The organism is Haliea sp. E1-2-M8 (assembly GCF_030649675.1).
GTDB lineage: Bacteria > Pseudomonadota > Gammaproteobacteria > Pseudomonadales > Halieaceae > Haliea.
The window spans coordinates 142,349-166,984 of the sequence record NZ_JAUTDR010000006.1; the positions used below are offsets into that span (position 1 = coordinate 142,349).

The window sequence follows — 24,636 nt, forward strand, 5'->3', positions numbered from 1 at the left end:
TTGGAAAAACCGCTAATATACCCGATTCAGGCACTGTTTGCAGGTCGCGTCCCGGTCACCCTGGCGCCGTTTTCAGCACCGGCGATGGCTGCATCCTGCAACACTTCGACCGGCAGGCCGGAGCTGGCCTGGGGCAGGTCGCTGGTCAACACCAGGCTGTCGGCCGGTATGGACGAGGCGTCCACCAGTACTTCCATCTCCCCCAGCGCGTTGCGGCGGCTGCCCACGGTCACCACTTCAAGCCCCCGCAGACGCGAGTTCTCCACCAGGTAAATTCGGGTCTGGGCGTAGAGACTTTGCAGCGGCAGGGCGACGGCGGGCCCGGTGGCCGGCAGGCGCAGGAACAGGTCCACCGCCCGACCCAGTTCGTGGCTGGCTCCGGCGCTTTCGGGCAGGGTGAAGATGGCCTCCAGCCCGGTACTGCCATGGCCGACCTCACTGGCCAGTTGCAGCAGACGCGCGGGTATTTGCTGCTCGCCGATGAACGCCTCCACGGCTTCGCCTGCGGCCAGCGCTCGCTTGAGTGTGCCCGCAAGGTCGCCCGGAACCGGCACCCGCAGCTGCAGGGCGCGGTCGTCATACAGCGCCAGCAGGGTCTGCCCCGGCCGCACCCGGTCCCCCGGTGCCACCTGCAGACGCGCAATACGGCCTGCGAACGGCGCCCTGATCTGGGCCTGTTGCAGGCTGCGGTGCTGATCCTCCTCCCGTGCCTTCGCGCTTTCCAGCCGAGCCTGGGCAGTGGCCAGCCGCTGCGGCTGCTTGGCGACCAGGGCCTGCTGGCGGGCATACTCGATGTGCTGGCTCGCGGCCTCCCGCTGCAGGCTCTCCAGCTGTTCGGTCGCCACCAGTTGCCGCGCGTGCAGGGTCTGCAGACGCTCGACCCGGCTGCGGGTGAGATCCAGCAGCGTCTGCTGCTGTTCCAGGATCGCGCGTTCGCTGGCGAAATCGGTGTGCAGCGCCGCCAGTGCGGCACGGGCTTCAGCCAGGTCTGCCGCCCGCTGGCGCAGCTGCAGTGACTGCTCTTCGTCGTCCAGTGCGACCAGCAAATCGCCTGCTTCTACCGATTGCCCTTCGCTGGCATGAACCGCCAGCACGCGGGATTCAAGCGCGGCTCCGAGCTGGGTGTGTCGTGGAGTCTCGATGCGGCCGAACAGCTGCAGTTCCGGGCTCAGATACTCGGCCTTGGGCGTGACCGCGGTCACCGTCCAGACCTTCTCCCGGTTGACCGGTGGTTCGTGCTTCGGTGCGGTGGCCATCAGGCCGCCGGCGCTGAGCATGCCGGCGAAAGCCACCAGTGCAAAGCGGCGGTTTTTCGCCCGCAGCAGGCGTGACAGCTGGGTTTTCAGGGTCATGGGCGCAATCCTCTCAAGTGTTCGCGGGTAGAGCGGTGGGGTTGTTCGCGGTGGTTTCGGCCGTGTCGGCCTGCCGGTCCAGCAGTGACAGCAGCGCGGGTATGGTGATCAGGATCAAGCTGGTGCCGTAGAGCAGGCCAAAGCAGATGACCACCGCCAGCGGCGCCATTGCTTCGCCCATGGGCGAGCTCTCGAGCATCATCGGCGCCAGCCCCAGGGTGGTGGTCACCGAAGTCAGGATAACCGGCCGCAACCGGTCCCGGCAGGCTTCCACCAGCGCCGCGCGGGCCTGCATGCCCTGCTCGCGATAGCGCTTGTAGGCGGTGATCAGGATGATGGAGTCGTTGACGATAACGCCGGTCAGGGTGAACAGGCCCATGATGGCCATGGCGCCCAGGTTCAGGCTCATCAGCTGCAGCCCGATCAGGGCGCCGGTGAGAGCCATCGGGATCGCGGCCATGACTGCCAGCGGCCAGGTCCAGGAGGCGAATATCCAGGCCAGCACCAGATAGATCAGGATGAGCGCCAGGCCCGCTCCCAGCATCAGGTCAGTCATCAGCCGGGCCTGTTCCGCCGAGCCTTCGCCGAGGCCGTACTGGATACCGTGGCGGGCGATCAGCTCGGGGATCACGCTCTGCTCCAGGTCGGCAATCACTGCCATCGGGGTATTCACCCGCCGGTTCATGTTCGCATACACGTTGATCACGCGCTGGCCATTGCGGTGATTGATGCGCTCGATACCGCGGCGGGCACCGGTTTCAGCCACGCTGGCCAGCGGCACTACAGCGCCGGAGGGGGTCACGATCGGCAGCCGGCCGATGGCGCCGGGATCGAAACGCTCGGCTTCGGGCAGGGATACGCGCACCTCCAGCTCGGCATCGTTTTCGGTAAATAGCTGGATGCGCTCGCCGTGAAAGGCGCCCTGTATTTGCCGTCCGATGTCGGCGCTGGTGAGGCCCGCGGCGCGGCCCTCGGTGGTCAGGGAGAACAGCCACTGCTCGCGCCCGTAGGGCAGGTCGTCGAAGACGTGGGTGACCCCGGGATAGCTGGCGAGGGCGACTTTCAGTTCCTCTGCGGCGGCCTTCAGGGTCAGCAGGTCGCCGCCACTGAAGTAGAGTTGCAGATCGGCGAATCTGTCCTCGCCGGAAGCGAACTCGATCATGTCTACCGCCGGGTTGGCGGGTACCCGGGACTGCCAGGCCGCGGAGAACTCCGCCAGCGTGACCTCGCGCTGGTCCGGTGACACCAGCTCCACCTGGAGCGCCGCGTACTGGGAGCCACTGCGGGCCTGCTGCTCGAGCTGGGCCCAGTTGCGGTGCAGGATGTGGGTGACGATCACCTCGCCACCCAGGGCGCGGTTGGTGTCCAGCAGTGCCTGTTCCAGCTCGGTCAGAACCTCCGCCTTGGTGGCTTCGGTGACCTGGGGCGCAAATTGCAGATGGACGTCGGCAAACTCGAAGTTGACCTGCAGATCGAGCTCGGTCTTTACCCGCCCGCTGGCGAGCAGCGATAGCGCCACTACGAATGCGCCGATGGCAGCCGCCAGCACAGTGCGACGGTTGTCGAGTGCGGCATTGAGAAACGGCAGGAAGCGGCGTTCCGCGAAGTTTTTGAAGCCCGCCTCGAAGCCGCGCCGGAAGCGGCCAGGCCGGCGCTTCTGCATCCCCTCGAAGCTGTGGCGCAGGTGGCCGGGCATGACCAGAAAGCACTCGATCAGCGAGGCGATGATCACGCAGACCATCAGCAGCGGAATCTCGCGAATGAACGGTTCGTTCAGCACCAACAGGGGCAGGAAAGCGGCGAGGGTGGTGAGAGAGGAGGCCATGACCGGCGCAAACATCCGCTGGGTGCCCTGTGCCGCCGCATCCTGCGGATTGGCGCCATTCTCGAACCGGGTCAGGGCGTGTTCGCCGACCACGATGGCATCGTCAACCACGATGCCCAACGCCATCACGGCACCCGTGAGGCTGATGAAATTGATCGAGCCGCCGAGAAAATGGAACGCGGCGAGCGCCCCCAGAAACGACACGGGAATTCCCAGGGTCACCCAACCGGCGACGCGGGTGTTGAGAAACAGGAACAGGGTGGCGACCACCAGCAACATGCCGGTGAGACCGTTGTTCACCACCAGCATCAGGGTATCGCGGGCAAAGCGCCAGGCTTCCAGCCACACTTTCGCCTCAATGCCCTGCTGCCGGAGCAGGGGCGCATTCTCGGCGTGCCAGGCGCGCAGAATGGCCGCCTCGTCCATCATGTCTGAGCCCGGTGCACGGCGGGTGCGGATCATGATGGCCGCCTCGCCTTCGTGATAGAGCAGACGCTGATTGTCCTGCTGCCGGCGCTCGATCAGGGCGATGTCTCCCAGGTAGTGCAGGGGACCGTCGGCGGTGAGCCGCAGCGGCAATTGGTCGAATTCCTCTCTGCTACGCCGCTGATCCAGGCTGCGCAACTGCCGCTGCTGCTGGCCGCTGCCGACACTGCCCGCGGCAACGTCACGGCTGCTGTCGAGGATCCTGCCGGCGATCTGGTGCAGTGGTACGCCCAGTTCAAACAGGGTCTTGCTGTCTATCTGGATGGCGATCTCTTCCTTGGGAATGCCGCTGAATTCCACGTGATCAGCGCCGCGGGCAATCAGGTCGCGCTCGATCTGACGGGCAACAGGGACCAGCTCTGCCAGCGACCCGGCGCCGGTGAGCAGGATGGCGGCGACCGTTTCCTGGTATTCGTCGAGCCTGATAACGGCGGGCTCAAGATTCGCGGGCAGGTCCCGGGCCAGTGCGACCTGCTGCTTCACCCGCTCCAGGGCCTCGCCAATGTCCGTGCCTTTGGCGAACTGCAGGCGAATGCTGGCGCTGCTGTCGCGGGTCGAGGAGCTGAGGCTGACGAGGTTTTGCAGGCCACGGAGCTGGAATTCCACGGGCTCGGTGACCAGGCGCTCCACATCCTCCGCCGCGGCCCCGGGCCAGGCCAGGATGATCTCCACGCCGTTGGTCGGCTGGCTGGGGTTGAGCTGCACGGTCAGCTGGCGCAGGCCCCAGAAGCCCGCGAGTACCAGCATGATCATCAGCAGGTTGGCGGCCAGCGGATGGCGGGTAAAGGTCGCGATCAGGTAGTGTGGGCGGGCATCGCGTTCGCGGCTGGTAGGTCGCATGGTTTTGTCCGTATTGATATGGTGTTATACGTAACTATAACACCATAATTTCAATCGCGCCAATGACTGGTGAAAAAAAATCCCCCAATGGCTGGTGGGAAACATTGAACCGCCCTGGCTGCTCCTGTCAGCCGCGGGTGCTATAGTCGCGGCCATATCTGGCAACAGGAAAATACCCCCAATGACCACCGTGTTTGACAATCCGGCCGCCCTGCTGGGTACTGAGGGTACCCACCTGGGCAGCAGTGACTGGCTGCAGATAGACCAGCAACGCATCGACCTGTTTGCGGAAGCGACCGGGGACCATCAGTGGATCCATGTTGATCCCGAGCGCGCTGCCCAGGGGCCGTTCGGCAAGACCATTGCACACGGCTACCTCACCCTGTCGCTGGCGAACCTGTTTCTGCCCCAGCTGCTGCGGGTCGACAATGTCTCCATGGGCGTGAACTATGGCTGCGACAAGGTCCGCTTTCCGGCACCGGTGCCGGTGGGCAGCCGGGTGCGGGGCACCGGCGAGATCCTCAGCGCGGAACAAGTCAAAGGCGGCGTGCAGGTGGTGGTGCGCATGACCATCGAGGTCGAGGGCAGTGACCGGCCGGCCTGCGTGATCGACACCATCAGTCGGTTCTTTCCCTGAGGTGTCGGCATGCTTGAGTTGAGTGAACAGGCTGTGCCAGTGCACCCGGCTGCGACCGTGGTCCTGATGCGGGATGGCGCCTCGGGGCCGGAAGTATTGCTGGTTCAGCGCAATGCCGCCCTCAAACACATGGGTGGCGAGTGGGTGTTCCCGGGTGGGCGAGTCGATCCTGCGGACTATGCAGTCCCTGGGGATGACTACCAGGCAGCGGTCAATGCGGCCATCCGCGAGACCGGGGAAGAGGCGGGGGTAGTCATCACGCCGGACCAGCTCAGTTATCACTCCCACTGGACCACACCGGAAGGCGTGAAGCGCCGCTACAGCACCTGGTTCTTTCTCGCGGTACTGGGTGATGACCAGGAAATCCGGGTCGATGGCGGGGAGATCGCTGCCCATCGCTGGCTGCGTCCAGAGCAGGCTTTCGCGGAAATTCGCGATACCGACAACGTGTTCCGCCTGATGCCGCCGACCTTTGTCAGCCTGGCGGACCTTGCCGGTCACGATTGTTGTGCCGCAGCCGAGGCTGCGGTGCGCGAGCGCCAGCCGTTCATGTATGCGCCGCGCATGGTGATGCTGGAGGGAGGCGTCTGCTTTCTCTACGCCGGCGATGCGGGCTACGAGGACCGCTGTGAAAGCGCCAGCGGGCCGCGTCACCGCACCTACATGATCAACTACCAGCTCGAGTATATTCGGGAGCTGCCGCAGTGAAGCCTTCGGCCCTGAAGCGCAGAGAGCTGCTGGCCGGGCTGGGCCTGGGCGCAGGCGTCGCCCTGTCCGGTCCGGCTGCGGCGCTGTCACGCGCCGAGATCGGGCGCTGGGATGAAACCGTTGACGTGCTGGTCGCCGGCTCCGGTTCCGCTGCCTGCAGCGCCGCTATCGAGGCCCGACGCAGCGGTGCCCGGGTGCTGCTGATCGAGGCCCTGCCGCGCTTTGGCGGTTCCTCCGCCATGTCCGGCGGCGTGGTCTACGCCGGCGGGGGCACTGCCCTGCAGCAAGCGGCCGGGTTTGAAGACACGGTCGAGGACATGTACCGCTTTATTGCCGACAACAGTAGCGGCTATCCGCAACTCGACAAGATCCAGCTCTACTGCGAGGAGAGCGTTGCCCACTTCGACTGGCTGGTGGCAATGGGCGTCCCCTATAACGACCGCTACACCGACGTCAAGGAGCTGACCCTGGGCGACGAATCGCTCTACTATTCGGGCAATGAACTGGCCTGGCCCGCGCGCGATACTTCCCGCCCCGCACCCCGCGGCCATGTGCCCGGTGAGCCCGGGATGACCGGCGGCCGGCGTCTGATGGAAGCTCTGCTGCAACAGACCCGGGCTGCCGGCGTCATCATGCGCGCGGGAGTGTCCGGGCGCCGCCTGGTTCTGGAAGGCGACGGCAGGGTGATCGGCATGCAGGTGATCCAGGACGGGCGCGAGCACAACGTCCGCGCCCGCCGCGGGGTGGTGCTGGCCTGCGGTGGCTTCATCCACAATCGCGACATGGTGCAGCGCCACGCGCCTGCACTGTTTGACTGCTCCACACCCTGGGGCAATGCCGGCGATCTGGGAGAGGGCATCGCCATGGGTTCGGCCGCGGGTGGCGAAACCCTGCGCATGAACGAAGGCTTTGCCATAACACCCATCTACCCGCCGGAGTCCACCCTGGCCGGGATCGTGGTCAATGCCAGCGGCCAGCGCTTTATCGGCGAGGACAGCTACTACGGCGTGCTGGGGGACGCCATCGCCTACCAGCAACAGGGCAGGGCCTGGCTCATCACCGACGCAGCCAGCAGTTTCGATTTCCACCAGGATAATTTCCTTCAGCTCGCGGAGGCGCCGACAATCGGCGACCTCGCCGCCCGAACTGATTTCCCCCAGAGTGCCCTGCAGCACACCGTGGCCTACTACAACCGTTTTGCCGCCACTGGCCGCGATCCCCTGTTCCAGAAACAGGAGCGCTACCTGCAACCGCTGGACAAGCCCCCCTTCAAAGCCTGGGACCTGTCGGTCAAGCGCGCGTTCTTTACTGCCCATACCTTCGGCGGGTTGCACACGGATATCGATGGACGGGTCATCAACCCCTTCGGCGAAGCCATCCCCGGCCTCTATGCGGTGGGCCGCACAGCCGCGGGGCTGCCGGTGGCACCCTACATTGCCAGCGGTCTCTCGGTCGGTGACTGCACCTTCTTTGGCCGCCGTGCCGGTATCGCGGCCGCAACCGCAAGGAACCTTGCATGAAGCGTTGGGGCGTGTTGCTGGTGCTGGTAATCGCAGCGCCAGCGTTGCTGGCGCAGAATTCCCCGCCAGTGATGCCCGAGGGTGATTACGAACGGGGCCGCCTGGTATTCGGCCAGTGCCGCACCTGCCACTATCCCGAAAAGGCAATGGGTCACAACAACGGGCCCAGCCTGCACCGGATTTTTGGCCAGGTGGCGGGCAAGCAACCGGGCTTCGAGCACTACTCCGAAACCTTCCGCGAGGCGGAGTTTGTCTGGACCCCGCAGCTGCTTTTTCTGTGGCTGGCAGACCCGCTGGCGATGTTCCCGAACACCACCATGATGGCCCGCGGGATTTCCGATCCGCAGCAGCGGGCGGACCTGATTGCCTACCTGAAACGCGCCTCGGTGCGGGGCGTCGAGCCGTCCGCTGAAGAAACCCCGGCGCCCGCGACCGACCAGGAGAGATAACCTTGACCGTTCTGTTGCGTTCCACCCTGTACATGCCCGCCAGCAACCAGCGGGCCATGGACAAGGCCCGGGATCTGCCCGTGGACGCCGTAGTCTTTGACCTGGAAGACGCGGTGGCGCCGGGGAAAAAGGCCGAGGCCCGCGAACAACTGGTAGCCCAGCTCGCTGCCGGGGGCTACGGGCCCCGGCAACTGGTGGCGCGCTGCAACGCCCTGGCCACCCCCTGGGGCGAGGCGGATATCCGCGCCCTGGCGGCGACCGCCGTGAGCACCCTGTGCCTGCCCAAGGTGGAATCTGTGGCGCAGTTGCACGCCGTGTCCGCCCTGCTGGAAGAACTGCAGCGTCCAGACATGACCCTGTGGGCCATGATCGAGACTCCGGCAGGCGTGGCCAATGTGGAGTTGATTGCCGGCTACGGCAGGCTGAGCGCCCTGCTACTGGGCACGACCGACCTGGCCTACGAACTGCGCCTGCCAGCGGATCCTGCGCGCACCGGCTTGCAACACGCCCTGGGCCGCTGCGTGCTGGCCGCACGCCTGGCAGGCATCACGGTGCTGGACGGCGTCTACCTGGATATCAAGAATGAGGAAGGCCTGCGCGCGGTGTGCGAGCAGGGCCGTGCCCTGGGCTTCGACGGCAAGACCCTGATCCACCCCGGGCAGATTGCGGTGACCAATGCGGTGTTCGGGCCAGACGCCGCTGCTGTGGAGCATGCACGCAAGGTGCTGGATTGCTGGGAGCAGGCGACGGTTCAAGGCAAGGGCGTGGCAGTGCTGGATGGCAAGCTGATCGAGACCATGCATGTGGACGAAGCGCGTCGGGTGCTGGATGCGGCGGCGCATGTCGAGGGGCTGGAGCGCGGATGAGATAGTGGTTGACGTTGAACATGAGTCAACCGTTCAGCCGTTATGGATAGTCGGACGCTTCAGCCTATCGCCCCGACGCCCAGCTGGCTTGAGCCAGGCCCATCGCCCGACGCACTTCATCATGTGGGACAGTGGTTGGGTCCCCTTTCTCCAGCGGGTCATAGTGAAACACGTACAGCCGTGAGGCGAATTCGGCCACCGGCAGTGAGGCTTCACCGTAGAGTTCGCCATGGCCCTGGGTCGAGGTGAGGATTCCCTGCCCCCAGTCCTGTCCGCTGTCATTGTTGGGGTTGAAGAAGTAGACGCGCATTACCTGGCTCGGATCGAGGGCAAGGCGCTGGATGGTGATGGCATGCCAGCCAAGAAAGCGCGAGGCGCTATCGGTGACTGCGATACCCGCCGGTTGTGGGTTGATCACCGGAATGTCGCCGTTGTAGAAAGGATGGTAGGCCGCATAAAAATCGCAAATAAAACCCTCGAAATCCTTTAGCCCACCGGTGAAAACATCGACGGCAATGCGAAAGCCCAGTCCGACCTGGTCGCCATGGAACTCGGCATTGACCCACTTGTGGGGGTCTTCCCCTCGCCCGACGCTGCGGCGTCCCATCTCGAAGTAGATACGATCGAGGTGCGGCACCGTTACCAGGGAAACGGCGTCCACTTCCACCGGCGGTTCCGTTGCCAGGCCGGCGCCGAGTTCGCGGGAGGAAATGCTGTCACCTTCGAAGCGAATAACCACCTCGTTGTCGCGCGCCGCCCAGGCGACGATCCGCAGCAGTTCTGCCGGGGTGCTGTAGGCCCACATGGACAGCGCACGTGTAGACTGGCAGGTAGGATAATTGCCCTGGCCCACGCCCAGGGGAAGGCCGAGCAGGTTGAGCACGTCTGCGAGCAGAAAGCATTCAGGTGAACGGCCGCTGCCAAAAACAGCAACGATTTTCTCCGAGGCCGTTTCACACAAAGACAGCCGCACCTGGCGCCAGAGGGACGGTGCCACCGGCGGCGAGTACAGGATTCCTCGTTCAAGCATCATGGCGAGACCGTAGGCGGCCTGGCTGGTTTCGACAAAAAGGGCCTCATCAATGAGCGTGTGAACCAGGGCTGAGTAGCAGTGAAAAGCGTCCGCGCCAGTTTGGCTGAGGCCCAGGGCCGTTGGAATCAGCGCGTTCCACCGGGTTCGCAGGTAACGTATAAAGCACGGCATGTAGGGCGAGACCAGGCCGGTCTTGTGCATTGCCTGGGCGAAGGCAATGGCTTCCTGCAGCAGTGTCGCGTCATCCATGGCGGCAAGCCGCTCGGCGTAGATATCAATGCCAGGGTCATCCCGGCTGGCCTGGGTGGGGCTGAAGAGGGCGCTGACGAGTTGCAGCGCATCATCCCCGGCTACCGTGTTCGCACTGTGCAGACAGACCGCAATCTGGGTCACCATGTGCTTGACGCCCGCAACCTGGATCGGCCGCTGTGCAAGTACCCGCCACACTTCGGCGACCAGATGTTGCAAAATGTCTTCGTAGCCCAGTTGTTGCACCAGGTAGTGATAGAGGTTCCTGACCGCGTAGCCGAGCCTGTCGGGTCGCAATCGGTCGGCCTCGTGCAGATCGTTGACCACGAGATCGAGATTCATGGCCATCACCTGGGCGAGAAAGTGATGGGCATATTCCGGGGAGACCGAGGGATGCTGGTAGTCGCCCCTGGCCACAGCCAGCAGGCGAATCTGGCTCAGGCTCTCGACCAGGGTCGCGACCGGCTCGCCCTGACGCACCGTCTGGGCGGAGAGGGAAGGCGCCAGCGTTTGCGGAAAGTCCCAGTCGCTGCCGCGGAAAAACCCCGCAGCCTCAAGCGCCGGTACGCGCTGGTAGATTGCGTCCAGACCCTCGGCTTCGAGCATCAATGCCCGCGCGGGTTCCAGAACATCGAACACGGGCGATATGCCCTCGCCAGCATTGCTGACGGCAAGGTTCGCAATCGCCGTGTCAAACTGCTCCCGGTACATCGGCCTCTAGACGTAGAAGTCCAACTCCTCCTGGGCCTTGAGTAGATCGCGCATCTTGATGGGATCGTCGCCGAAGAAGAAAACCAGGCCCCAATGGGTGCCGAAGGCCGAGCGATCCGGAACCACTTCCTCGGTAGGCGCGATGAGCTCGTGGGATTCGAAATACGGGTGCTCTGTGGTCTCCTTGGGCATTTCCAGCTTGCTGACCACGCGGCGCCGTGGATAGACACCGAAGCAGCCCGCGTAACCCTTCGCGTCCACGACTTCCTTGGGAAAGAAGTCATCAACCTCCTGCTTGGTGCTCTTGGGGTCGAAAACCAGCATCGACGCCTGGTAGGCACTGAAGCCGTAGGCGCGCTCGATCAGTTCGAAGGCCTTGAAGCCCGGTGGGCGATAGGCGATCTCGCCAAAGTACATCTCACCGTCCGCAGTCACGAAATACTCGGGGTGGATCAGACCGAACTGGATGTCGAAGGTCTTGATCAGTTTTTCGATCTGCTTGGTGATGGCGTTGCGCCAGCTCTCCAGCTCTGCAGTGGCCGGGACAAACACCGAATAGCCAAGCGTGACGTACTCGGAGATATTCAGGAATTTGATCTTGCCGTCGTGAATCCAGGCCTCGACCGCGAATTCCCAGCCGTCCAGGTGGCTTTCCATCAGCAACGGATACTCCTCGGCTGGTATCTGGTCGATTTCTTCGATCTTGCGGATCATCCGGTGGCCGAGGCAGCCAGCCTTGTCGAATGCCTTGACGTGAATCGGGTCATCCGGGTCACCGTCGAGCTTGAGCAGCGTCTGGTTGACTCGCTTCATGAAGCGGACGATGTCCTCTTTCTCGTGCGCTTCCTCAAAGATACCCACGCGAATGCCGCCGAGCTGGGCGCGGCGCTTCATCAGCGCCTTGTCGCGAAACAGGATGGACTGACCATACATGTGGGGCTTGTCCATCAGGACCGAATTTATTGCACCTGACCATTCGACGGTTTCCTCGAACAGCGGTATGGCGACATCAACGCCCTTGTCCTTGAGCACTTGGGCAATTTCCATGGAGCGGTCATTCAGGCGCAGGAAATCCCAGGGAATGAACGGGATTTTATTGGCCTCGCAGAAATCTGCGGCCCAGTTGGGCGCAACCACCACGTAGCGGCGATCAAAGTTTTGCGCCGCCTTGATGGCATTCACGCTCCAGCCAAGCAGTGCAATGTATCCTTTCTCGGGATCCTTGGGTGTTTCTGTTCCGCGAGTTGAGTCCATGGTTGGATCGACCCAGGAGGAAAGATTTGACGGGGCCTGTGCGTCTGAGGTTACCGACATTTTATCTGACAAAATTGACATGCATGTTCTCCTTGTGATGCTTTCGAAAACCGGCGTTCGATTCGAACCGTTCCGACGCACTAAAGCGATCCTGCAATGTTCTTCGAGAATCGACAGCTCGTATCGAGCGCTGCGCCACGTCTGGCCAGAGGCCGTTGCGTGGTGCGTTCGGGAGGTATCTCCCGGGTTTGACTACCCCGCGTGTTGACCGGGATATGGGCGGGCATACGGGGATGCCTCATTGAACTAGAGCGCGCTCAAAGCGCGTCGCTGGGGAGGATTATAGCGGAAATCCAGATTTTTTTCCGACTTCTCTTCAAGGCAGGGGCACCGCTGCAGAAAAAAGGGCCCGTGGGGGCCCATCTGCAAAATGCCTGGTGGGTACTCAGTCAGCGCTTTACGATTACCGAACTGCCGTGCCCGAACAGGCCCTGATTGGCGGTAATGCCTACTCTGGCGCCCTCGACCTGGCGGTCGCCGCACATGCCGCGCAGCTGCCAGGTCAGTTCGCAGACCTGGGCCAGGGCCTGGGCCGGGACGGCCTCGCCGAAGCAGGCCAGGCCGCCCGAGGGGTTCACCGGCATCTTGCCGCCGACCGCGGTGTCGCCCCGCCGCAGCCACTGGGCGGCTTCCCCGCGTGGCGTCAGTTGCAGGTCCTCGATCCAGTCCAGTTCCAGTGCTGTGGACAGGTCGTAGACTTCGGCCACGTCGACATCCTCCGGGCCGATGCCCGCTTCTTCATAGGCTTTCACCGGCAGTGCGGCGCGGAAGCTGTGGGCTTCGATGCCCGCGGCGGCCGCGGAATCGGTGGCGATGTCGGGCATCTCCACCACGGCACTGGCGAAGCTGGGGGTGACCGTGGAGATGGCGGCGACGCGCGGGGCGTCACCCTTGCCGATGCGTCTGGCGTAGTCCAGGCTGCACACGATCAGGGCTGCGCCGCCGTCACTGGTGGCACAGATGTCCATCAGTCGCAGAGGGTCGGCGACCATGGCCGAGGCGGCGACATCCTCGGCGGTAAAGCACTTGCGGTAGCGGGCGCGAGGGTTCTTGCTGCCGATCAGCGAGTTCTTGACCTTGACCGCGGCGAAGTCCTCCAGGGTGTCACCGTACACGTCCATCCGGCGCCGGGCGTAGAGGGCAAAGTAGGTGGGGTTGGTGATGCCCAGGTAGAAGCGGAGCCAGTCCGGATCCTCCGGGCGATAGCCGCCGGCGGGAGCCAGGAAGCCCTTGGGCGTGGTATCTGCGCCGACTACCAGCGCCACCTCGCACTCGCCGGCAAGGATCTTGTTGCGGGCCGCGGCCAGGGCCTGGGAACCGGAGGCGCAGGCGGCGTAGGAGGTGTTGACCTCGCAGCCCTGCCAGCCCAGGGCCTGGGCGAAGGTAGCGCCGGCAACGTAACCGGGGTAACCGCAGCGCACGGTGGCGCCGCCGGAGACAAACTTCACCTCGCGCCAGTGGATACCCGCGTCCGCCAGGGCCTCGCGGGCCGCGGCCACGCCGTACTCGACAAAGTTGTGGCCCCACTTGCCCCAGGGATGCATGCCGGCGCCGATAATGGCGATCTCATTGCTCATCAGTGCTGCCCTCCCTGGTTGGCAAGCGGGCGCCACTTCCAGGTCATCTTGATGTCTTCCTCGGTTTCATGCAGCGGTTCCAGCACCAGTTCCATTTCCATGCCCACCTTCAGGTCGGTCACGGCGACTCCGGTAACCACCTGTCCGAGGACGGTCATCTGCTCCTCTTCCAGGGTCACCGCGGCGATGGTGTAGGGTTCGAACGGCTCGGCGGCAACAAACGGCGCTGGTGGCTGGTAGCAGGCGTTGGTGTAGCTCCAGATGCGCCCGGTGCGGCTCAGCGGCACCTCGCGGAACTCGGTGCTGTCGCAGTCCGGGTTCTTGCAGTAGCGGCTTTGCTTGGGAAAGAAATAGGTGCTACAGGCACAGCACTGGCTGCCGATCAGCTGCGGCTGATCGTCCAGGGTGAACCAGCCCTCAATCGCAGGGGCGAGAGGTTTGTTGCTCATGAAATGCACTCCGCTGATACGCGGCATGCAGGGTACTATTCGCCCCCGGGGCAGGCAAGGTTGCGGGCATCGCGGCGAGCTTCTGTACCGGCGGGTATACCAATGCAGACCTCGCCGTTACCACTGTGGCCCGGGCTGGGCGAGAATAGCTCTCCACGCTCAACTGAGGACCAAACAATATGAAATTGTACGCAATGACAGGCGGCGCGACCGGTATCGGTGCCGCCCTGCGCCAGCAACTGCAGCGGGCCGGGCACGAGGTAATCTCCATTGACATCCAGGAGGGCGATATTATCGCCGACCTCTCGACCAGCAGCGGCAGGGACTCGGCCCTGGCGGCGGTGCGGGCGCGCGCGGCCGACGGTCTGGATGGCTTTATCGCCTGCGCCGGCCTGCCGCCGGTCGCAGCGTCGCGCACCATCGCTGCGGTGAACTACTTCGGCGCCGTCGACCTGGCTACCGGCCTGCAGGACCTGCTGGGCAAGCGCCGGGGTACGGTGTTGCTGGTGAGCTCCAACTCGGCGCCCATGACCGAGACGTCGCATCCCCTGGTGCAGGCGTTCCTGGCGGGCGATGAGGCCGCGGCGCTGGCTGTGGCCGAAGCCGAGCAAGGGCAGACGGTCTACTCCGGATCCAAGTGTGCTCTGGTGCTGTGGATGCGCCGCAACGTGGTAGCCTGGGCCAAGGCCGGCGTTCGCGTCAATGCCGTGGCGCCAGGCATCACCCTGACTCCGTTGACGGAGCAGGTGTTCAAGGATCCGCAATTTGGCGACGCGATGCGCGAGTTCAGTGCCAGCGTGCCCTGGGGAGAGGCCGCGCAGCCGGACCAGATCGCCAATGTCATGCGCTTCATGCTGAGCGATGAAGCTGATTTCGTCTGTGGTTCAGTGTTCTTTGTCGACGGCGGGTCCGATGCCATGCTGCGCAGCGACGGTTTCTGATCAGCTATCGGCCGCCTCGGCATCGCGAATGACCGAGGCAATCTCCGCACTGAGCGCCTGCAGCAGCCTGCTGTAGGCGCCCGCGGCGTCCGCGGCCTCCCAACCGGGCCCTGGCAGTGGCTGTGACAAGCGGCTGATACGCCGCTCAAGCGTGCCGGACTCGTCTCGCCGTGACACCCTCCACTCCACTACCAGTTCCGCCTCCTGGCCGGCGGCATCCAGCGACAGCACCCAGAGCTGCACGGCATAGGCGGGCGCATCTGCCCGCTGCCAGGGGTGGGGCCGGATATTCTGGGTACCCAGTTCCGCCGCCAGATTCAGACCCATTACGCGCTGAATACCGTGCTCAAGGGGCTCGGCCCAGCGTTCAAAGCTGGCGATGTGCAGTTGGTTGCTGCCGCGGCTGTACACCAGACTGTTGCGATTCAGATATTCCGGGATCTCGATCGGGCCGATGCCGAGGGAGGGCGACTGGCCGCTGGCAACCGCCCGATTCTCGGCGCTGAGCAGGTAGAAGTTGTGCTGCGGCGAGCTGCCACAGGCTACCAGCAGCAGGGCCGCGGCTGCGCCACACAACAGGCGTATCGGCGTCATGGCTTGTCCTCGTTTTTGCCCCGGAGCAGTGATTCGGGCTGTTCCTCGATAGTCTTGGCCAGTAATTGCAGTGCGCGCCCGGCCATTGCCAACTCCTTCAGCGCCTGGTTGAGTTGGTAGGTCGTGGCCGAGTCCGGTGCGACCAGCCCGTCAATTTCTGTCATGGTGCTCTCGAAGGCGGCTGCCGCGTCCTGCAGGGTGGCCAGGTTCTGGTCCAACATGGTGGTCAGCGCCGGCAAGGCGTCGCTGGCCTGGGTGACCAGAAGGTCAGTGCTGGCCAGAACCTGCTCCAGGCCCGGGCTCGCGCCGGCCACAGCCGCCTGCAGCTCCGCTGTCAGGGTCTGTACTCCTACCAGTGTTGTACTCAATTCCTGAGGCAGCCGGCGGAACTCTTCCTGGCCAATGAACTGGTCAATGCCGGCGGCGATGCTCTGTACATCGGAGGCGATCTGGGCGATATCCAGCGATTCTATCTGGCGGGTGAACTTTTCCAGACCCGTGGGAATGGTCGGGATCTGGGTGTATTCGCTATCGATTTTGGCCAGCAGCGCGGGTGTGTCCGGGTGGAAGTCAAGCTGCACGTAGAGGAGCCCGGTCAGCAGGCTCTGTTGGTTGAGCTGGGCGCGCAGGCCGCGGGCGATAAGGTCGTCGATCATTTCCTCCGAGGCGCGCCGGGTGCTCTGCACATTGGCGCTGGACACGTCGGCTTCCACCAGCATGATCAGGTCGGCGGTGTCGCTGTCGAGGATCAGGTCGATTCCGGTAATCTGGCCGATCTCCACGCCACGCAGCGCCACCGGGGCGCCAACGCTCAAGCCCTTGATCGAACTGTCGAAGACCATCACTACCCTGGTGCGCTCGGCGCCCAGGCCGGACCCGAGGACAAATAACAGCGTTGCCAACACAATCAGCAGCGCACCGATGATAAAGCCGCCTATGGCGACGCTGTGCGGATGTTCGTCATTCACTGCCCTGATCCTCCCCTGCGCCAGCGCTGCGGGCCAGGAATTGGCGCACGACGGGCTGTTCGCTGCGGTCGCGCAGCTGCCGCGGATCACCATAGTCAATCATGGTGCGGCTACTGGCGTCCAGATACACACTGTTGGTCGCAATAGCGAAAATACTCTCAAGCTCGTGCGTCACCATGACTACGGTGGCGCCCATGGACTCTTTCAGTTGCAGGATCAGGTCGTCCAGCAGCCGGGAGCTGATCGGGTCCAGCCCCGCCGAGGGTTCATCAAAGAACAGGATCTGCGGGTCCAGGGCAATCGCCCGGGCCAGCGCCGCGCGCTTGCGCATGCCGCCACTGATCTCCGCCGGATAATAGCGCTGGAAACCGCCGAGGCCCACCAGCGAGAGTTTGTAGTCGACCACATCGGCGATCTGCGCCGCGGTGTAGTCGGTGTAGAGTTGCAGCGGCAGGCTGACGTTCTGCTCCAGGCTCATGGCGCTGAACAGCCCGCCGGACTGGTAGGTGATCCCCCAGCCCCGGCGCATCAAGTCGCGCTCTGCGCTGCTGGCGCGAGTGAAACTTTTACCGTCGTAGAGTATCTCGCCGGCGGCGGGCTCGATCAGCCCCAGCATGTGCTTCAGCAGGGTGCTCTTGCCGCAGCCGCTGCCACCCATAATGACGAAAATATCGCCCCGATAAACAGCGAATTCCAGGTCGCGCTGGATGACGTTGCTGCCAAACGCCATGGCCAGGTCGTGGACTTCAATATGAACTTCACGGACGCTGTCGTTCATCACACGCCCAGATGCTGGAACAGAATATTGACCGCCGCGTCGGCCACGATCAGGTACACCAGGGCGGTGACCACCGCCTCCGTCGCCGCCTGGCCGACACCGGCCGAGTCGCGGCCCGATTGGATGCCGGAGCGGCAGCCGGCAATCGCAATCAGGATGGCGAACACCACGCTTTTTAAAAGGCCGACGCCGATATGGGGCAGGCTGATGGCTGCACTGGCCTGGCTGATGTACTGCAGCGGGGAGATGCCCATTCCCCCCGCCACGATGCCGCCACCGAGGATGCCGAGGAGGTTGGCGTAGATAGTCAGTAGCGGCATCATCACCACCAGCGCAAGAATCCGCGGGGTGACCAGGAATTCGATAGGCGAAACGCCCATGGTGCGCACGGCGTCTATTTCCTCGCTGGCCTGCATGGTACCCAGCTGCGCCGCATAGGCTGCTCCAGTGCGCCCGGCCATCACGATCGCGGTCATCAATACGCCCATTTCCCGCAGCAAACCGATGACCACCAGGTCCGCCACGTAGATGCCGGCGCCGAACTGCTGCAGCTGCACGGCACCCAGGTAGCCGAGGATCATGCCTACCAGAATGCTGGTGAGACTGATAATGGCGAAAGCATCCGGGCCCGCCTGATAGCAAAAGTGGCGGAAATCCGTGAACCGTGTATTGGCCCTGCCCCGCAGCAGTGCCCAGAGAGCGAGACAGACATCGCCGAAAAATGCCAGCGACAGACGCAGGTCATCGCGCAGATTGCGCAGCACGGCCAGCGGGTGCCCTCCCTGCCACCAGCGCGTGCGGGCACGTGGCTCGCGGCGCTGGGGCGGCACCGAAGTGGCAATGCGGAGCAGGCGTCGGGCATTTTCCGGCAGGTCGTCATTCAGCAGCTCAATGTCGTGCTCCCGGCAATAATTGTGGCATTGCAGCAGGAGAGCCATGAGCAGGGAGTCCCACTGACCCAGTTCAGTACTGTCCAGAGACAATTCCTGTGGCGCGGCGGCGTTCAACTGCGCCCGCAGCTCGGGAAAAGAAGGAACCTCCGCGCCCTGGATCCAGTTCCCGCAGAGGTGCAGAACAGCCTTCCTGGCAGCGTCGTCGCACCGAAGCTCGAGGCCGGCAGCTTGTTCGCTCATGCGGTGTCAGATCCGGGACGGGTGAAGCGGCAGTCTACCCGTCAGTTCCGGCATTTGCTACCTGACTACTGGAACGGCAGGGGGGTGAGATAGGGCGTGATTGCGTCGACGGCGCTCTGGTAGATTTCCCGCACCGAAGTCTGGTTTGCTGCCTCCTGACGCCGGGAAATCATGGTCATGGGGAACAGATAGTTGTCTGTCTCCCGATAGCGCAAGGCCCTGCTGCGCCCGAGTTTGTCCTCGTATACGACCCAGTGCATCCCCAGTTCTTCCGCCAGCAGATCGCCGAGAATCAGGCCCATCGCCTGCAGTTCCCGGATCTGGTCCGGGCGCACCAGATCCCGGTCGAGGATTCGTTGCAGCAGGTCGAGATCCCGGTCTTTCTGGCCAGTGAATCCCTGACCGAGCTGGCGGCGGGCAATATCGTCAATACTGGCGCGCTGTTGGGTCATATAGCCGCGGTCGAGGTCGGACAGCTCACCGATGGACACTCGATCCTGTGCCGACACCGGCACGGCGAGCAGGATCAGCAGTGACAGCAGGTAGCGGGTCGCGCGGTGGCGCGGCATCCGAGGGAGGTCTCTCATGATATACTCCGTGGTCGTCTCAGGGGCTTGAGACTGCCTTTTCGGGCAGCGGTTCATTTTACCGCAATCCGGTTGTCATCCTCGGCCCGTCATGGATAATTGCCCACTTCTTTACCGGCACCTCCTGGCCAGGTGACCGAATCCCGCACATTTCTGGAGAGTTTCAATGATTACCGGCAGTATCGTCGCACTTGTGACGCCCATGCATGGGGATGGCAACCTCGACTGGGAAAGCCTTGAGCGGTTGCTCGACATGCACATTGCCGCCGGCACCAGCGCCATCGGGGCAGTGGGCACTACCGGGGAGAGTGCAACGCTCAGCGTGCCCGAACACCTGGAGGTGATCAAGCACTGCGTCAAGTACGTGAGCGGGCGCATTCCGGTTATTGCCGGGACCGGCGCCAACTCCACCCGTGAAGCTATCGAACTCACGACATCGGCTGCCCGCAACGGCGCCGATGCTTGCCTGCTGGTCACCCCGTACTACAACCGGCCCAGCCAGCGCGGCCTTTACGAGCATTTCAAGGCGGTAGCAGCAGCGGTGGCTATCCCCCAGATTCTGTACAATGTGCCCGGTCGCACCGCGGTGGACATGGACAACGATACGGTGGTCCGGCTGGCCGAACTCGACAACATCGTCGGCATCAAGGACGCCACCGGTGACCTCTCCCGGGTGCCGGACTTCAAGGCCCGCTGCCCTGAGGATTTTGCGATTTATTCCGGGGACGACCCGACTGCAATGGAGCTTATGCTCGCCGGTGGTCACGGTAACGTTTCGGTGACAGCCAATATCGCTCCCCGGCAGATGTCAGAACTGTGTCGCTTGGCCCTGACCGGCGATCGACAGCGGGCATCCCTGATCAACGACCGGCTTTCCGGGCTTAACCGCGCACTTTTCATGGAGGCGAATCCGATTCCGGTGAAGTGGGCCATGCAGCAGCGCGGCTTGATTGAGACGGGCATTCGGTTACCCTTGACCCCACTGGACGAGCGCTACCGTGCGCAGGTCCTGGCAGCTTTGGAGGCAGCAGGAATTTAATGACAGATCACATCGGGCTTATCACGCGCGCACTATTGGCCACAACCCTGGTACTGAGCGCCAGCGCCTGCAGCTACCTGTTCGGGGAGGAGGGCATGTTCCCGGACACCTCCGAGGACTACAAACAGGCGCAGGAACACGAGCCCATCCAGCTGCCGGAAGGCAAGGACGCCTCCGCGATGGAGGAGATCTACCCGATCCCGCCGGTGAGTGACAACCTGGTCATGGATGGTGAATTCGAGGTGCCGAGGCCGACTCCTCTGGTGGCCGGTGCCGGGGAAGATGTCGTTCGCATCCAGTCCCTCGGTGACGAGAGCTGGGCCCTGATTGCCATCGCGCCGGGACAGTTGTGGCCACAGGTGCGCAGTTTCCTCGCTGCCGCGGGCATTCCGGTAGCAAGGGTGGACGCCCAGGCCGGCCTTATCGACAGCGACTGGCTGGAGTTGGAAGGCCAGGCAATGTCCTCGCGCTTCCGCTTCCGGATCGAACAGGGTGTGCAGCGCGGTAGCAGTGAACTGCATGTCTTGCAGATGGACCAGGCCGGCGACGGCATTACCTGGCCACAGGAGTCGGACAATATCGAGCAAGAGGGCGAGATGCTGCGTGCGGTTGCCCAGTTCATTGCCAACAGTGCGGATTCCGCGCCGGTGTCCATGATCGCAGACCGGGCAATGAGTGCCGAAGGCAAGATCTCGCTCGAGGAGGCGGATGCCGGCTATACCTTTATTCAGGTGGGGCTGCCGTTCACCCGGGCCTGGGCGGCGCTGGCCAAGGCGCTGGAAGATTCGCGCTTTGAGATCACGGACCGCGATCGCAGCGGGGGTACCTACTATGTTCGCTACCTCGGGGAGGAGGCCGAGGAAGAGAAGGGCTGGTTCTCCCGGCTGTTCTCCGGCGGCGACGAAGATTCGCTGGCCGACCGCGAGTTTCTGGTTACCGTGGCGGCGGCGGGTGAGCAGGCGGTCACCGTGCGTCTGGCTCCGGCTGGCACCGCCACCGGGCCGCTCGAGAAGCGGGACGAGCAGGAGCTGCTGGCTCTGATCAAGGGCAACATCAACTGAAGCCGGCTTCCGTGTTGCGTTTTGCCTCATTGGGCAGCGGCAGCAAGGGCAATGCCACCGTGGTGGCTGCCGGCGATACCATCGTGCTGATCGATTGCGGGTTTTCCCTGCGAGAGACCCGACGCCGGCTGGCCCTGCTGGGGCTGGAAGGCGAACAGTTGAGCGCGATCCTGGTTACCCATGAGCACAGCGACCACAGCGCCGGTGTCAGCCGCCTCGCCCGCCAGTTCAATGTCCCGGTTTATCTGACCCAGGGTACCTGGAACAGCGGCCGGCTGCAGGGCTGCCCCGAGGTTGTCCGGTTCAACTGCGACTACCGTTTTAACATTGGCCAGCTCGAAGTGGAGGCAGTGGCGGTGCCACACGATGCCCGTGAGCCCTGCCAGTTCCGCCTGCGCCACGGTGACCGCAGTCTCGGGGTGCTGACGGATCTGGGCAGTGTCACCAGCCATGTGGTGGAACGCTTCAAGGGTTGCGACGCGCTGATACTGGAGTTCAACCACGATCTGGAGATGCTGCGTCGTGGTGGCTATCCCCCCGCGCTGAAACGGCGGGTGGCTGGCGATTGGGGGCATCTTAACAACAATCAGGCAGCCGCACTGCTGCAGCAACTGGGCACCGACACTCTGCAACACCTGGTATTGGCGCACATCAGCGAGAACAATAATTGCCCGGAGCGGGCGGCAGCCGCGCTGGCCGCGGTGTACGGCCCCCTGGATGAGCGCGTGGTATTCGCCGCCCAGGACCTGGGATTTGACTGGCTGGCGCTACCGGCAGTGGCGGGGCAGGGTCAACTGCTGCAGTGACCGCAGCTGGTCCGGTCCAGGACAGCGCAGGCCGCCGTTGCCTGCGAGGCTCAGCATCGCCAGTTCCGGCAAGCGGTACAGCGGGCTCGCGTCTTCCACCCGGTTGTCGTCCAGCAGCAGTGTGCGCAGCTCCAGCAACACCCTCAACTCCCCGATATCGGCGATGGCGTTGCCCGCCAGGTCAATCCGGCTCAGGCTGGAAAAATGCCCCAGCCCCTCGAGACTCCTGACGTTGGCGCCGCTGCACTCCAGCTCCTGCAACTGGCCGATACTGCTGATTCTGTTGTCATTGATGACACGCTCCAGGCAGTCGCGCAGGGCCGGATCGGGAATCCGGAAATCGGTAAGCAGTGGCCGCGGGCTGTAGACCACCCGCTCGTTGACGCTGACGTCGTACTGCTGACAGGCGCCGAGGGTGAACAGGGCCGCCAGGCCCGCGAGAAAACGGTAGATCATGAACTTGCTCCCCTCTCCTGGACCTGGCACTGGCGCGAGCCGACGGCTCATGGCCTCAGCCTCCGCCGCGCCCTATAATGCTAGCGGTAACGGCGGACAAAAACGAGTGTGTAATGGCAAGTTCCGGGCAGATACCGGGTAGCGGGTCCGGTGCCGACGGTGGCGCCGAAAGCACTATCAGCATTATCCAGCGCGGTAATCTGAAGTCGCTGGAGGCGTCGTTGCGCAAGCAGTGGCGGCTGGGACAGAACATCGTGCTGTGCTGGAGTGCCGACGAACGCGGCCTGCTGGTGATTTTTGTGCCGCATTACTTTCTTGGCAACTACTGTGCCCGGGTGGGTGACGGCGCCGGCTCCGACAACGAAGCTTTTGTCCGCGACCTCATCTCCGGGCGCCGGCGCAAGCAGCGGGATGAGCTGTTTGCGATTGCCGAGCGCCTGGATGTGGCGCCCGGATTCATCAAGCTTGCGGCTCCGCTGGTGGATGAGGCGCCGGTCCTGAATGCCGTCGAGCAGCTGATCAAACGCTACGGCCTCAGCTATGTCAGCGATCGGGCCGTACTGCTGTTCGATATTGCCGAGTTCTCCCTGTTCACACCCTTCGAGCAGGCGAGCCAGCTCAACAGCCTGTCCTATTCGTTCAATTCCGCCTACAACAAGCTGCAGTCCAAAGGCATCGAGGTGCACTTTTCACGGACCACCACCGGTGACGGCTACTACGTCTGGAACCGGGAACTGGGACCTGCCGCGAACCGTGATCTGTTTCTCTTCATGCTGCTGGTAGTGGCGGATAATGCGGTCGCCCGTGCTGCCTCCCACGGCAACACTGTGCCGGTCATTCGGACCGCTTTCCATATTGGCAGCCACTACGAGCTGTATCAGGCAGAGGGAGTCAATCCTACGGTGCACAGCTACATTGTCGGGGATGTCACCATTGAGCTGGCACGGATGGTGGGCGAGGCGCTGCCCCACCAGATACTTGTCGGGCACTTTGAATCCCGCCTGCCGGCGGATGCCGACCATGTCACGCAAATGCCGGGGAAAGTGTTTTCCCCGGTATTTATTCAGCACTGCAGCCGTGCGCTGGCCGGGATCGCGGGGGTGCAGTTTGCCGGCAAGGTGATCGCCGACATCCGTTGCCACCTGAGTGGCTCTTCCGCCCCGGGGGAGCGCCGCGCGGCGCGCCGCTTCGTGATCGTTGACAAGCACGGCCTCTCCCGCCATGCCTATAACCTGGAGGCGGTGTTGCAGCTGCAGGACACCAGTCTTGCCCTGGGGCTCGACGAAAGCGCGTTGCCGGCGCCGTCGCGCCGGGAGCCGATGAACGCGGGCAAGCGGCAGAAGGCCGACACTGGCGATGAAGTCCTGCAACAGCAGGGTGAAGAGCTGGCCACACTGTTGCAACGCCGCCGTTACGATACCCGCAGCAGCGAGGAGTAGGCCCGGAGTGCGTGGGGCTAACAGGATCGGCGTGCAGGCCACTGTGGCCGAAAGCTATGCTGCCGCGGAGAATCTGGCAGCAGCGCTCGGATTGGCGCTGCTGGATCCCGGCGATACTGCGGACAAAAACTGTTTCGCCGCACTCTTGCTGGTGTCCCCCGACACGCTTGCCCTGCAGGCGCCGGGTCGTTCGGCACCCAATCCGGTGGCGGTGGATTTCGGTGCCGCCGCCATGCGCCACCGGCGCCGCGGCGGGCAGAATGAGCTGTTGGGGCGCGCGGTGGGCGTCGGCAAGAAGAGTCCGCTGCGGGTGCTCGACGCCACCGCGGGGCTGGGTCGCGACAGTTTTGTGCTGGCGGATCTGGGCTGCGAAGTTACCCTCGCGGAACGTGAGCCGGTGGTGGCGGCGCTGCTGCGCTCGGGTCTGGCCCATGCCGGAAGTTCCGCCGACCGCTGGCTGGGCGAGGTTGTTGGGCGGATGACGCTTGCCGAGGGCGACGCGCGCCAGCTGGGCGCTGCTGCAGTAGAGCGTCAGGACGTCATCTACCTGGATCCCATGTTCCCGCCCCGGGACAAATCGGCGGCGGTCAAGAAGGAGATGGCCCTGTTCCAGGCGCTGTTCAGCCACTCTGACGCGGTCGAGGATGCCAGCGCATTGCTGGCCTGGGCCCTGCAAATGCCAGTGGCCCGGGTGGTGGTCAAGCGCCCGCTGAAAGCAGCGCCGCTGGGTGGGCGCGCAGCTTCCCACGCCATTCGCGGCAAGGCCGTGCGCTACGACGTATATGTGCTGTCGGCGCTTGGCGCGGGCTGAAGTGCAG

At 63.9% G+C, this 24,636-nt stretch carries 23 protein-coding genes; 11 read left to right on the forward strand and 12 right to left on the reverse strand.

The window, feature by feature from the left end:
• Positions 1-26: 26 nt before the first annotated feature.
• Positions 27-1,352 (reverse strand): efflux RND transporter periplasmic adaptor subunit, encoded by a 1,326-nt coding sequence (locus Q6D67_RS07010; RefSeq protein WP_304704872.1) that lies wholly within the window; start codon positions 1,350-1,352, stop codon positions 27-29.
• Positions 1,353-1,365: 13 nt separating this feature from the next.
• Entirely contained in the window at positions 1,366-4,503 is a 3,138-nt protein-coding gene (locus tag Q6D67_RS07015) for an efflux RND transporter permease subunit (protein ID WP_304704873.1), read from the reverse strand.
• Between the two features lie 181 nt (positions 4,504-4,684).
• On the opposite strand from Q6D67_RS07015, the gene Q6D67_RS07020 reads away from it, so the two are divergent.
• The 5 genes from Q6D67_RS07020 to Q6D67_RS07040 are packed head-to-tail and all read left to right on the forward strand — an operon-like array spanning position 4,685 to position 8,683.
• Positions 4,685-5,140, forward strand: coding sequence for a MaoC family dehydratase (locus Q6D67_RS07020; protein ID WP_304704874.1), 456 nt, complete (start codon positions 4,685-4,687; stop codon positions 5,138-5,140).
• 9 nt (positions 5,141-5,149) lie between these two features.
• Complete coding sequence (locus tag Q6D67_RS07025; protein ID WP_304704875.1) at positions 5,150-5,848, forward strand: NUDIX domain-containing protein; 699 nt, start codon at positions 5,150-5,152, stop codon at positions 5,846-5,848.
• The gene (locus Q6D67_RS07030; RefSeq protein WP_304704876.1) at positions 5,845-7,368 is read left to right on the forward strand and encodes an FAD-dependent oxidoreductase; all 1,524 of its coding nucleotides are present in this window, start codon (positions 5,845-5,847) and stop codon (positions 7,366-7,368) included. The genes Q6D67_RS07025 and Q6D67_RS07030 overlap by 4 nt, the downstream gene beginning before the upstream one ends.
• Positions 7,365-7,817, forward strand: coding sequence for a cytochrome c family protein (locus Q6D67_RS07035; RefSeq protein ID WP_304704877.1), 453 nt, complete (start codon positions 7,365-7,367; stop codon positions 7,815-7,817). The genes Q6D67_RS07030 and Q6D67_RS07035 overlap by 4 nt, the downstream gene beginning before the upstream one ends.
• 2 nt (positions 7,818-7,819) lie before the next feature.
• Entirely contained in the window at positions 7,820-8,683 is an 864-nt protein-coding gene (locus Q6D67_RS07040) for a CoA ester lyase (protein ID WP_304704878.1), read from the forward strand.
• Between the two features lie 64 nt (positions 8,684-8,747).
• Here Q6D67_RS07040 and Q6D67_RS07045 read toward each other — a convergent pair whose 3' ends face one another.
• The 4 genes from Q6D67_RS07045 to Q6D67_RS07060 form a co-directional block, all read right to left on the reverse strand.
• Positions 8,748-10,676 carry a hypothetical protein gene (locus Q6D67_RS07045; protein WP_304704879.1) on the reverse strand — a complete coding sequence of 643 codons (1,929 nt, stop codon included), beginning with the start codon at positions 10,674-10,676 and terminating at the stop codon, positions 8,748-8,750.
• Positions 10,677-10,682: 6 nt separating this feature from the next.
• A complete protein-coding gene (locus tag Q6D67_RS07050) occupies positions 10,683-12,011 on the reverse strand; it encodes an acetyl-CoA carboxylase biotin carboxylase subunit family protein (RefSeq protein WP_304704880.1) in 1,329 nt (442 codons plus the stop codon).
• A gap of 368 nt (positions 12,012-12,379) precedes the next feature.
• Positions 12,380-13,567, reverse strand: a complete 1,188-nt coding sequence (locus Q6D67_RS07055; protein ID WP_304704881.1) for a lipid-transfer protein — start codon at positions 13,565-13,567, stop codon at positions 12,380-12,382.
• Positions 13,567-14,016, reverse strand: coding sequence for a Zn-ribbon domain-containing OB-fold protein (locus Q6D67_RS07060; RefSeq protein ID WP_304704882.1), 450 nt, complete (start codon positions 14,014-14,016; stop codon positions 13,567-13,569). Before Q6D67_RS07060 ends, Q6D67_RS07055 begins: the two co-directional genes overlap by 1 nt.
• 179 nt (positions 14,017-14,195) lie before the next feature.
• Between Q6D67_RS07060 and Q6D67_RS07065 the strand changes: the two genes are divergently transcribed.
• Positions 14,196-14,957: an SDR family oxidoreductase gene (locus Q6D67_RS07065; protein ID WP_304704883.1), complete on the forward strand. Its 762-nt coding sequence runs from the start codon at positions 14,196-14,198 to the stop codon at positions 14,955-14,957.
• Here Q6D67_RS07065 and Q6D67_RS07070 read toward each other — a convergent pair whose 3' ends face one another.
• From Q6D67_RS07070 to Q6D67_RS07090, 5 genes are all read right to left on the reverse strand, one after another.
• Complete coding sequence (locus tag Q6D67_RS07070) at positions 14,958-15,551, reverse strand: membrane integrity-associated transporter subunit PqiC (protein WP_304704884.1); 594 nt, start codon at positions 15,549-15,551, stop codon at positions 14,958-14,960.
• Positions 15,548-16,519, reverse strand: coding sequence for an MlaD family protein (locus tag Q6D67_RS07075; protein WP_304704885.1), 972 nt, complete (start codon positions 16,517-16,519; stop codon positions 15,548-15,550). The genes Q6D67_RS07070 and Q6D67_RS07075 overlap by 4 nt, the downstream gene beginning before the upstream one ends.
• Complete coding sequence (locus tag Q6D67_RS07080) at positions 16,512-17,297, reverse strand: ABC transporter ATP-binding protein (protein ID WP_304704886.1); 786 nt, start codon at positions 17,295-17,297, stop codon at positions 16,512-16,514. Before Q6D67_RS07080 ends, Q6D67_RS07075 begins: the two co-directional genes overlap by 8 nt.
• Positions 17,297-18,430: an ABC transporter permease gene (locus tag Q6D67_RS07085; RefSeq protein ID WP_304704887.1), complete on the reverse strand. Its 1,134-nt coding sequence runs from the start codon at positions 18,428-18,430 to the stop codon at positions 17,297-17,299. Before Q6D67_RS07085 ends, Q6D67_RS07080 begins: the two co-directional genes overlap by 1 nt.
• Before the next feature lie 65 nt (positions 18,431-18,495).
• A complete protein-coding gene (locus tag Q6D67_RS07090) occupies positions 18,496-19,017 on the reverse strand; it encodes a DUF3806 domain-containing protein (protein ID WP_304704888.1) in 522 nt (173 codons plus the stop codon).
• Between the two features lie 166 nt (positions 19,018-19,183).
• Between Q6D67_RS07090 and dapA the strand changes: the two genes are divergently transcribed.
• Genes dapA through Q6D67_RS07105 form a run of 3 tightly spaced genes read left to right on the forward strand, consistent with a single transcriptional unit; the run spans position 19,184 to position 21,923 of the window.
• Positions 19,184-20,056 carry a 4-hydroxy-tetrahydrodipicolinate synthase gene (dapA, locus tag Q6D67_RS07095; protein ID WP_304704889.1) on the forward strand — a complete coding sequence of 291 codons (873 nt, stop codon included), beginning with the start codon at positions 19,184-19,186 and terminating at the stop codon, positions 20,054-20,056.
• Positions 20,056-21,117, forward strand: a complete 1,062-nt coding sequence (gene bamC, locus Q6D67_RS07100; RefSeq protein WP_304704890.1) for an outer membrane protein assembly factor BamC — start codon at positions 20,056-20,058, stop codon at positions 21,115-21,117. Before dapA ends, bamC begins: the two co-directional genes overlap by 1 nt.
• Before the next feature lie 11 nt (positions 21,118-21,128).
• Positions 21,129-21,923, forward strand: coding sequence for an MBL fold metallo-hydrolase (locus Q6D67_RS07105; protein ID WP_370551929.1), 795 nt, complete (start codon positions 21,129-21,131; stop codon positions 21,921-21,923).
• Here the strand turns inward: Q6D67_RS07105 and Q6D67_RS07110 are convergent.
• Positions 21,885-22,379, reverse strand: coding sequence for a hypothetical protein (locus Q6D67_RS07110; RefSeq protein ID WP_304704891.1), 495 nt, complete (start codon positions 22,377-22,379; stop codon positions 21,885-21,887). The genes Q6D67_RS07105 and Q6D67_RS07110 overlap by 39 nt on opposite strands.
• Before the next feature lie 113 nt (positions 22,380-22,492).
• On the opposite strand from Q6D67_RS07110, the gene Q6D67_RS07115 reads away from it, so the two are divergent.
• Complete coding sequence (locus tag Q6D67_RS07115) at positions 22,493-23,818, forward strand: hypothetical protein (RefSeq protein WP_304704892.1); 1,326 nt, start codon at positions 22,493-22,495, stop codon at positions 23,816-23,818.
• A 31-nt stretch (positions 23,819-23,849) separates the two neighbouring features.
• Positions 23,850-24,629 carry a class I SAM-dependent methyltransferase gene (locus Q6D67_RS07120; RefSeq protein ID WP_304704893.1) on the forward strand — a complete coding sequence of 260 codons (780 nt, stop codon included), beginning with the start codon at positions 23,850-23,852 and terminating at the stop codon, positions 24,627-24,629.
• Positions 24,630-24,636 lie beyond the last annotated feature (7 nt).